The 824-nt window shown below is 52.5% G+C and carries 1 protein-coding gene; it reads right to left on the reverse strand.

Going from position 1 to position 824, the window contains the following annotated elements:
- Nucleotides 1-53: 53 nt before the first annotated feature.
- Nucleotides 54-758 carry an IS6-like element IS26 family transposase gene (locus HBO10_RS31010; RefSeq protein ID WP_001067856.1) on the reverse strand — a complete coding sequence of 235 codons (705 nt, stop codon included), beginning with the start codon at nucleotides 756-758 and terminating at the stop codon, nucleotides 54-56.
- Nucleotides 759-824 lie beyond the last annotated feature (66 nt).

The raw sequence follows: 824 nt of genomic DNA on the forward strand, positions 1-824 counted from the left end.
CGGCACTGTTGCAAAGTTAGCGATGAGGCAGCCTTTTGTCTTATTCAAAGGCCTTACGTTTCAAAAACTCTGCTTACCAGGCGCATTTCGCCCAGGGGATCACCATAATAAAATGCTGAGGCCTGGCCTTTGCGTAGTGCACGCATCACCTCAATACCTTTGATGGTGGCGTAAGCCGTCTTCATGGATTTAAATCCCAGCGTGGCGCCGATTATCCGTTTCAGTTTGCCATGATCGCATTCAATCACGTTGTTCCGGTACTTAATCTGTCGGTGTTCAACGTCAGACGGGCACCGGCCTTCGCGTTTGAGCAGAGCAAGCGCGCGACCATAGGCGGGCGCTTTATCCGTGTTGATGAATCGCGGGATCTGCCACTTCTTCACGTTGTTGAGGATTTTACCCAGAAACCGGTATGCAGCTTTGCTGTTACGACGGGAGGAGAGATAAAAATCGACAGTGCGGCCCCGGCTGTCGACGGCCCGGTACAGATACGCCCAGCGGCCATTGACCTTCACGTAGGTTTCATCCATGTGCCACGGGCAAAGATCGGAAGGGTTACGCCAGTACCAGCGCAGCCGTTTTTCCATTTCAGGCGCATAACGCTGAACCCAGCGGTAAATCGTGGAGTGATCGACATTCACTCCGCGTTCAGCCAGCATCTCCTGCAGCTCACGGTAACTGATGCCGTATTTGCAGTACCAGCGTACGGCCCACAGAATGATGTCACGCTGAAAATGCCGGCCTTTGAATGGGTTCATGTGCAGCTCCATCAGCAAAAGGGGATGATAAGTTTATCACCACCGACTATTTGCAACAGTGCCGTT

It is taken from the genome of Pseudomonas sp. WS 5503 (assembly GCF_012985385.1).
Taxonomy (GTDB): domain Bacteria; phylum Pseudomonadota; class Gammaproteobacteria; order Pseudomonadales; family Pseudomonadaceae; genus Aquipseudomonas; species Aquipseudomonas paracarnis.